Source organism: Zoogloea sp., assembly GCF_044344315.1.
Taxonomy (GTDB): Bacteria; Pseudomonadota; Gammaproteobacteria; order Burkholderiales; family Rhodocyclaceae; genus Zoogloea.
The window spans coordinates 1-8,139 of record NZ_JBIJDC010000155.1; the positions used below are offsets into that span (position 1 = coordinate 1).

The 8,139-nt window shown below is 65.5% G+C and carries 8 protein-coding genes; 2 read left to right on the forward strand and 6 right to left on the reverse strand.

Annotation, left to right across the window (positions count from 1 at the left end; all coding sequences use genetic code 11):
• Positions 1-101: 101 nt before the first annotated feature.
• The 3 genes from ACIQ09_RS20985 to ACIQ09_RS20995 all read right to left on the reverse strand — a co-directional run bounded on the left by ACIQ09_RS20985 (position 102) and on the right by ACIQ09_RS20995 (position 3,846).
• The gene (locus ACIQ09_RS20985) at positions 102-2,165 is read right to left on the reverse strand and encodes a TonB-dependent receptor (RefSeq protein ID WP_398314172.1); all 2,064 of its coding nucleotides are present in this window, start codon (positions 2,163-2,165) and stop codon (positions 102-104) included.
• A 111-nt stretch (positions 2,166-2,276) separates the two neighbouring features.
• Positions 2,277-2,702, reverse strand: a complete 426-nt coding sequence (locus tag ACIQ09_RS20990; RefSeq protein WP_398314174.1) for a DUF2946 family protein — start codon at positions 2,700-2,702, stop codon at positions 2,277-2,279.
• Position 2,703: 1 nt separating this feature from the next.
• Positions 2,704-3,846, reverse strand: a complete 1,143-nt coding sequence (locus ACIQ09_RS20995; protein ID WP_398314176.1) for a DUF1624 domain-containing protein — start codon at positions 3,844-3,846, stop codon at positions 2,704-2,706.
• Positions 3,847-4,051: 205 nt separating this feature from the next.
• On the opposite strand from ACIQ09_RS20995, the gene ACIQ09_RS21000 reads away from it, so the two are divergent.
• Both ACIQ09_RS21000 and ACIQ09_RS21005 read left to right on the forward strand, forming a co-directional pair.
• Positions 4,052-4,549: an acyl-CoA thioesterase gene (locus tag ACIQ09_RS21000; protein ID WP_398314178.1), complete on the forward strand. Its 498-nt coding sequence runs from the start codon at positions 4,052-4,054 to the stop codon at positions 4,547-4,549.
• Between the two features lie 108 nt (positions 4,550-4,657).
• Positions 4,658-5,158 (forward strand): DUF3617 domain-containing protein, encoded by a 501-nt coding sequence (locus ACIQ09_RS21005; RefSeq protein ID WP_398314180.1) that lies wholly within the window; start codon positions 4,658-4,660, stop codon positions 5,156-5,158.
• 224 nt (positions 5,159-5,382) lie between these two features.
• On the opposite strand, the gene ACIQ09_RS21010 is transcribed toward ACIQ09_RS21005, so the two are convergent.
• The 3 genes from ACIQ09_RS21010 to ACIQ09_RS21020 all read right to left on the reverse strand — a co-directional run.
• The gene (locus tag ACIQ09_RS21010; protein ID WP_398314182.1) at positions 5,383-6,045 is read right to left on the reverse strand and encodes a PEP-CTERM sorting domain-containing protein; all 663 of its coding nucleotides are present in this window, start codon (positions 6,043-6,045) and stop codon (positions 5,383-5,385) included.
• Positions 6,046-6,558: 513 nt separating this feature from the next.
• Entirely contained in the window at positions 6,559-7,848 is a 1,290-nt protein-coding gene (locus tag ACIQ09_RS21015) for an amidohydrolase family protein (protein ID WP_398314184.1), read from the reverse strand.
• A 27-nt stretch (positions 7,849-7,875) separates the two neighbouring features.
• Positions 7,876-8,139: TetR family transcriptional regulator C-terminal domain-containing protein (locus ACIQ09_RS21020; RefSeq protein WP_398314186.1), on the reverse strand; the 264-nt coding region annotated here is incomplete at its 5' end.

Below are 8,139 nucleotides of genomic sequence, written 5' to 3' on the forward strand. Positions count from 1 at the left end.
TGGGCGACTGAAGTCGCCCCTACACGTCGCCCCTACACGTCGCGCCCACAGATCTCCGCTGCGGCTGTCCCGGGACGGCAGCAGCGGGCCGGAAGGCGCATTTACATCTTCAGGTTGAGGGACAGATAGGCCGACCGCCCCGGCCCCGGTGAATACATGGGCTGCTCGCTGCCCGCAGGCCAGAAGAAGTTGTCGTACCAGACGTACTCATACTTGCGGTCGGTCAGGTTCTTCAACTGCAGATCCAGGCTGGCGGCCTTCGTCAGGGCGTAGCGCACGGAAGTATCAAAGAGCACGAAGCCGCCGTGTTTGCCCTTGGCGTTCAGGTCGTCGATGTAATAGCTCCCCTGGGCGCGCCCCTGGAGGCTGAACCGCCACTTTTCGGTGGCCTGGTACTCGGCACCGACGTTGGAGATGTAGCGCGGCGTCGAGAAGACCTCCTTCCCGGCGAGGGACACACCGCCGGCCGTGAAGGCGCGCTGCACGGTGGCCTCCTGCAGGGAATGGGACAACCACAGCTTGAGCTTGTCCGTCACCCGGCCGGTAGCCTGGAAGTCCACGCCCTTGCGGCGCGTCTGGCCGAGGCCGACGGTGGTGCCGGTGCTCGGCATGTTGGCCACTTCGTCGGTGGCGTCCTGCTGCCACACGGCCACCCGGACTTCCGTGTCGGCGAGGGGCTTGAGCTTGACCCCGATCTCCTTGCCGGTATTGATGGAAGGCTTGAACTCGGCCTGGCCGGGGGTGAGGTAGGCCGGCGCCCGCGAACCGGTGAGGATCTGGAAGCTTCGGCCCCAGTTGGCATAGATGCTGGCCGCGGGCGTCACGCCGTACACCACACTGAGCTTGGGCTGGCTGATCCAGCCGTAGTCCTGCAGGGACGCCGTGGCCCCGGTGGTGTGAAGTTCGGTGCGGCCGGAGAACTTGTCGGCGCGGAAGCCGGGGATGATCTTCAGGGAGTCGATGGGCTTGATGACTGCCTGCACGTAGGCCCCCAGGTTACGCAGGGTGTAGCTGTCATCGTTCGACGTGGAAGCCGGCTTGGAGAAGTCCGTGGGGACGGCGTAGGCGTAGCGATAGCGCCGGTAGCGGTTGTCCTGGTGCTCCACGTTGAAGCCACCATCGATCACCAGGGCGTCGCTGGCGCGCCAGGTCAGCGTGCTCATCAGGCCGGTCTGGTCCTCGTCCCACATGCGGCGCTGGCGGGGCGCGGAGCCCGCCGGATTGCTGGTGAAGGTCACCTTGCGGTCATCGGCGTAGGTGTTGAAGTAGAGCTTGGTACTGAGGGCGGTGGCGGGGTTGATCTGCCAGTCGAGGTGCGCGCTGACGTGCTTCATGTCCCGATCGTCGCCATCCCGGGCGTTCTTCGCCGCCGACTGGCTGCGGCTGACGGCCAGCTCGCTGGCCGTCAGGAAACCCGGCTCCTCCGCCTGATGGCTGTAGGCCCGCACAATCACGCCGGCGGTGAGATCGGCACCGGTGGGCGTATAGAACCACTTGGCGCTCGCCGAGTACTTTTCCGATTCGGAATGGTCCCGGTGGCCATCGCTGTCCTGCTTGGCAAAGAAGTAGCTCTGGGACCAGCCGCCGGAATCGCGGCCCAGCGCCACCTGCAGTTCCCGGGTGTTGAAGCTGCCGACGCTGAGGCGACCGTCGGTGTAGTTGCCGCCCTGGCGGGTCACGAGATTGATGTTGCCGCCGATGTTGTGCAGGCCATAGCGCGGGTCGTTGGTCCCCCGCACGACTTCGATGTACTCGATGTCGAGGGGGAAGATCATGTCGATGAAGCGCTGGTTGCCGCTATTGACGTTGCTGGGGATGCCGTCGATGAGCACCTTGATGCCGTTGATATAACCCTCGCCATTGAAGGCCCGGAAGGTCGCCTTGCCCGACTCGGCCCCCATGCGGGTTTCGGTGAGCTGGATGCCGGGCATCTGCCCGATCAGCTCCCAGCTGTTCATGACGTTCTTGTCCTGCACCTTGTCGCCGCCGAGGATATCGACGGAACTCAGGATGCTTTGGGTCGGCAGGGGGCCGCTGGCCGGGGCGCGGACGGCCACCTCGCCGAGCACGATGGCCGGGTCGCTGTCGGGTGCGGCAGCATGGCCTGGGGAATACAGGGACGACAGGGCGGATGACACCGCCAGTGACAGCAGTTTCGTTTTCATGAGCGCAAACTTTCTCCTGGGCAATGGCTGCCCGATGATCGACACCCTCTCCCCTCGGCGTGCCAATAAGCGGCAAGGCGATGAGGAAAGGGCAGGTACTGGAAGGACGGATCAGGAGAAAGACGCGGGTGGGGCGCGGGGGGCCGGTATCAGCCAGGGGGTCCGCCCGGCGGGTGCGCGCAAGGCCAGGGGGAAGATGAATGCCCCGTGCCCCGCCACCGCCTTGAAACCGGGGAGGTCGGCCGTTGGCAGCAGGGGCTGGGCCAGGTGCAGGCACAGGGGGCAGTGGTCGGCGTGGGTGCGCGGCGCGGTCGGGCAGGGATCGTCCGCGCCCCATGGCAAGGGGGAGCCCCCAGCGGGGACACAGTCGGCCACCGGACCATCACCGCCCCCATGGAGGTGCAGGTAGGCGTGGGACACCGGCAGCAGCGTGGCCGCCAGCATGGCCAGCACGATGAGGCAGGCGAGCGGGAATCTCCGCACGCCGGAGATCGACCTTCCAAGGCCCTTCAGGGGGGCGGAAAGGCGCTGCTTCATCTCAGAAATAACTCGTCCAGCCCGCGCCACTGCGCTGCTTCACGCCCGCAAACCAGCGGCACGGCAGGTAGAGGACCACCAGCGCAGCCCCGGCCACCACCCAGATCGGCCACACCTCGACAAAGCCATAGCGATCGCCCTGGGTGCGCCCCAGCACCGCCATGAAAATCAGGTAGAGCAGGTGCAGCCCAAAGATGTGCAGCAGGTAGAAGAACAGCGGAACGCGGCCGAAGCAGGCCAGCACACTCCACGCCCGGCTGCGTTCGAGCAGGCTCAGGGCCACCATACCGACGCCCAGCGTGAGCAGCAGGAAGAGCAGCGAAGGCGGGTATTTTGTGACGTTCAGGAAGGACATCACCGTTGCGAGGCCCGTCCCCCCCTCCACCCAGGCACGGTCGCCATAGACGTTGAGAAAGCGCAGCAGGAAGAACCCGGCCAGGGCCCCGGCACCCATCAGCGCCAGGTAGCGCTGGCGCTGCTCGGGCAGCACCTCCGCCCGGTACAGGGCCCCCGCCCCATGACCAAGGAGGATCACACCGATCCACGGCAGCACCGGGTAGGACGTGCGGACGCGCAGGCCTTCGCCCAGGGCGATCATGCTCCGGTCGTGGAGGATCGCCCAGGGCACATGGGCCGCGCTGCCCACCGCAAAATGGACGCTGTCGAGCAGGTTGTGCCCGCCGATGATCAGCAGCCCGAGGGCCACCTGCCCCCGCACCGGGAGCCACAACAGGGCCGCCAGGGCCAGCATGGAGAGCCCGATGGCCCAGATCACCTGCAGGTAGAGGATCGTCGGCGGAAAGGTGAAGCTCCACGCAAAACTGACCAGCGTCATTTCAAGGGCAATCATCAGCAGGCCGCGCTTTGCCAGGTAGGCCGCCGTGCCCTGCCGCGTCGCCCCGTCGCGGCGGCCATGAAACCAGGCCCCGAGCCCGGTCAGGAAGATAAACACCGGAGCACAGAAATGGCTCGCGAACCGGGTGAAGAACAGCTCCGGCGACGTCTCGCCGATCACCATCGGGTCGGCCACCTGGCGGTGCAGGTAGAAAAACTCACGGACATGATCCACCAGCATCAAGGCCATCACCAACCCGCGCAGGGTATCGATGGCGCCGATGCGATGTGACCGAGTAAGGCTATGCATGCAAGTCCAGACTGAAGATTCCCGCGCACCGCAAACGCCCATCTGATCTCGCGGCGCGCAAAGTCACCCGAAAATCGGGGGGCACGCATTCTAACCCATGCAAAATGACGAGCCCGCGGCATGCCGCTCAGCAAAGGCTGCGGGCAACCGAAGTCGCCCCTACAATCATAGGCAGCCCTCCCCGAATCCTGCCCAGGAGCACCCGATGACTCTCCCCGCCCATCAGCTCAGCATGACGGTGCTGATGACCCCCGACATGGCCAACTTTTCCGGCAACGTGCACGGGGGCGCCATCCTCAAGCTCCTCGACCAGGTGGCCTATGCCTGCGGCGCGCGCTACGCCGGCTGCTACGTGGTCACCCTCTCCGTCGATCAAGTGATGTTCCGCCAGCCCATCCATGTGGGCGAGCTGGTGACCTTCATGGCCTCGGTGAATTACACCGGCAATTCGTCCATGGAGATCGGCGTCAAGGTCATTGCCGAGGACATCCGCACCCAGGTGGTCCGTCACGCCAACAGCTGTTTCTTCACCATGGTGGCGGTGGACGAGGACCGCAAGCCGGTCAGCGTGCCGCCCCTGCGCCCCTTCACCCCCGACGAGAAGCGCCGCCATCAGGCTGCGCTGGCCCGCAAGGAGCTGCGACGCGAGCTGGAGCAGCGCTACGAGGCCCTGCGGGAAGGGCCCGGCGCGGACAGCGCGTAAACGCCTCCATCGGGGAGCACAGCCTGTCGGTGCAAGGTTTCACTGCTCGCTGTGAGCATCCGTGGCACCATGCCATCGTCACCCAACAGCCCACACGGGAGCCTCCCCATGACCACGATTGCCCTGCCCTTCCGCCTTACCCACCTGGCCCTTGCTGCCATCGCCGCTCTGCCACTTGGCGCGGCTGCAAATAATGCCGTCGAGCCTGGAGGTTGGGAAATGAAGGCCGTCATCACGGCCCGAGAGAACCCCAGCACACCCCCCAAGACCCTCACGGAATCGACAACCAAGGTTTGTCTGAGCAAGGCCTTCCTGGCCAAGGACCCCTACCTCACGCCAGGCATCGACCGGGACAAAATGGAGAAGAAGGGCGCCAAGTGCAGCATTTCCGACCCCAAGCGCTCGGAAAACACCGCGTCCTGGAAAATGAAGTGCGTGATGGCCGATGGTAATTCGGTGGATATGCAGATCAACAACACGGTGGCGCCGCGCAAGATGAAGTCCGAGATCCGGCAACTGGTGCACAAGGGGGGGCAGGATCTCGAGATGCAGATCATCATGAACTCCACCTACATCGGTGAATGCACCAAGGACATGATGGCCTTGTAGGCGAGGGGGAAAATTCATCCTGCTTTCCTCAGTCTGACGCGTCGCCTGACCGTCGATGAGGCCTCTTCCGTAGGGGCGACTTCAGTCGCCCATCCGCCCGTTGATCATCGGCATGCCCTTGATCGCAGTCCGCAGGCGACGATGAGGGCCGTTGCCACCTTCACCCCAGTGGCAACAGCCCTCATTCTGACCTTGTCCGGCATCCATCCGGACGGACGCGGTTGTCAGGCCTTGCGACGCCGGGCAAGCAAGGCGCCCAGGCCAAGACCGACGAGGGCCAGGGAGGCAGGCTCGGGAAGCTTGCCGGGCGTGGCGGAACCAAAGGTGATGTTGTCATAGCCGGTCTGATCCACCGTGCCACCGAAATCGATCGACTTGGCCGTGCCTGCGAAGCTCACGCCCACGGGCGTCCAGTTGCAGAACCTGCCGGTCGGATCCCCCGAGCAGTTGGAGAAGCCCTGGGCGGTGAGATCGATCTGCGCCAGGAGATTGCCGGTGGCATCAAGACCGTCGTAGACGAGCACTGAAGCCGCAGTGGAAGAACTGTAGAAGAAGGAGAAGCCGGTGGTGAAGCCCGGTGCATAGTTGAGCACGGCAGTGCCCGTCAGGAAGAACATGACCGTACTCGGGGACGGTTCATTCGCGAAGTTGCCCGTCGTACCACCCGGTGCATCCCCATCGATGAGGGACAGGGTATTGGGGCCGAAGGAGATGCCGTAGTTGGTACCGGAGTTGCCGCCACTATCAGTACCGCCGTTGTAGAAGTTGTCGAGGCTGGTGGCGTTGCCGGCCCCTTCGAAGTCGAGCACGATGACGCTGGCTGCGGCGCTGCCAACATGGAAGAACGAGCCGGCAAGGGCCAATGCAATGAGAGATCTGCGGAACATGTGTCACTCCTGGGGATGAGACGGTCTGGCGAAAAGCGGAAGTAATGCCCTTCAGCAAGAGCATTTGCCATGCCATAAAAATATTCTGTTTAAATCTCAACCCAAACAGTGACTTAGCCCGCCCCCCGGCCCCCTCGTCGGCTCAGCTTGTAAAATCAGGTGACAAACCCAGCCCACCCCAAATCCCCGCCGGGGCACCAGGCATGCGTGTAAACATAAGGTCACCTTATCCGCTTTGAATGGAATCACGCCTGAATCCGGCACCGGGCTCAGGTGGATGCCCGCGCGGATGCCATCCGTAGATCGGCGCGAGAGCACGCCGCCGACTGCCCACCAGGGCTGCCGGCCCGGCCAGGGGTACCCACGCACCGCGGTGTAGAGCACGGGGCGGACGTCGGGAGAAGCAGTACGTTTAATGGCGTGTCTCGATTTTCATCGCGTCACGATGTTTAAGGCATGTCAAATTCCTCGACACGCCCTCTACCCGCCGGTGCGCCATGTACCGGCCCGCGCTCAATGCCCCCGGCTGGAGGACTGGCGAAAATCCACTGATCCCGGCCGGCCTGGCAGGTCCAGGGTGGCGACGGCCGGCGGTGTGCGGGCGATGACCCGTCCGGCGCGCAGCACCAGCAGGCGGGTGGCGCGCAGGCGCAGGGCTTCGATGGGGTCGCCGGCCTGGAGCACGACCAGATCGGCGCGGCAACCGGGGGCGATGCCGTAGCCCTCCAGCCCGAGGATGCGCGCCGGTGTGTCGGTAACCGCCGCGAAGCAGGCGCGCATGCCGTCCTGCCCGGTCATCTGGGCCACGTGCAGGCCCATGGCGGCCACCTCCAGCATGTCGCCGCTGCCCAGGGAATACCACGGGTCCATCACGCAGTCGTGGCCGAAGGCCACCGGTACGCCGGCCGCCAGCAGCTCGGGCACGCGGGTCATGCCGCGGCGCTTGGGGTAGGTGTCGTGGCGGCCCTGCAGGGTGATGTTGATGAGGGGGTTGGCGATGGCGGCCACGCCGGCTTCGGCGATCAGGGGCAGCAGCTTGGACACGTAGTAGTTGTCCATGGAATGCATGGACGTGAGGTGGGAGCCCGCCACCCGCCCCTGCAGCCCCAGGCGCCGGGTGTGGAAGGCCAGCGTCTCGATGTGGCGCGAGAGCGGGTCATCGGACTCGTCGCAGTGCATGTCCACCGGCAGGCCCAGTTCGGCCGCCAGCTCGCACAGGATACGCACCGACTCGGCGCCGTCGGCCATGGTGCACTCGAAATGGGGAATGCCACCGACCACATCCACGCCCATGGCGAGGGCGCGTTTGAGGTTGTCCAGCGCCCCGGGCGCCCGCAGCACGCCATCCTGGGGAAAGGCCACCAGCTGCAGGTCGATATAGGGGCGCACCTTCTCCTTCACGTGCAGCAGGGCCTCCACGGCCAGCAGGCGCGGGTCGCACACATCCACGTGGCTGCGGATGGCCAGCAGGCCCTTGGCCACCGCCCAGTCGCAATAGGCCAGGGCGCGCTCCACCAGGGCTTCCTGGGTGAGCAGGGGTTTCAGCTCGCCCCACAGGGCGATGCCCTCCAGCAGGGTGCCGCTCTGATTGACCCGCGGCAGCCCGTAGGACAGCGTGGCGTCCATATGGAAGTGGGCATCCACGAAGGGCGGGGTGACGAGCTGCCCGGCCACGTCGATGACCTCGCCGGCCGCGGCCGCCAGCCCCGTCTCCACGGCCACGATGCGACCATCGCGGATGCCAATGTCGATGCCGGCGCGGCCATCGGGCAGGGTGCACTGGCGCAGGATCAGGTCGAACACGTGCTCACTCCTCGCTGCATGATTTGATCAAAGCCCGCAGCCGCGCAGCACCAGGGCCTGCACATGAGCCGTGGCACGGTGGTAGTCCGCAGGTTCCAGCGCCGTGCGGCCGAGCACGGCGCACACCTGGGTCTCGAAGTCGGCGTAGGTCTGGGTCAGCGCCCACAGGCTGATGAAGAGATGCACCGGGTCCACCGGGGCCATGCGCCCGGCGGCGATCCAGCCCTCGATCACCTGCGCCTTGTCGGCCACCAGGGTGCGCAGCTCGCCGCGCAGATAGTCGCCGATCTC